Here is a 394-nt window from a genome sequence, read left to right as displayed (position 1 = left end):
GTACTGTGAAGGAAAGGTGAAAAGGACCCCGGGAGGGGAGTGAAAGAGAACCTGAAACCATATGTTTACAAGCTGTGGAAGCACTTTTGTAAGTGCGACCGCGTACTTTTTGTAGAACGGTCCGGCGAGTTACGCCGGCTGGCAAGGTTAAGGGCTTTAAAGGCCCGGAGCCGAAGGGAAACCAAGTCTGAATAGGGCGAGCACAAGTCAGTCGGAGTAGACCCGAAACCGGGTGATCTATCCATGTCCAGGTTGAAGTTGCCGTAAAAGGCAATGGAGGACCGAACCCACATCCGTTGAAAAGGGTGGGGATGAGGTGTGGATAGGGGAGAAATTCCAATGGAGCCCGGAGATAGCTGGTTCTCCTCGAAATAGCTTTAGGGCTAGCCTCATA

1 rRNA gene is annotated in these 394 nt (G+C 52.0%); it reads left to right on the top strand.

The window, feature by feature from the left end:
* Positions 1-394: ribosomal RNA gene (locus tag BN3456_RS00110) — 23S ribosomal RNA — on the top strand; the annotation flags it as partial.

Origin of the sequence: Clostridium sp. C105KSO13 (genome assembly GCF_001517425.1) — a bacterium.
Lineage (GTDB): Bacteria > Bacillota > Clostridia > Lachnospirales > Lachnospiraceae > Muricomes.
The sequence above is the reverse complement of the archived record's forward strand: the minus strand, read 5'-3'. Positions and strand labels throughout refer to the sequence as shown.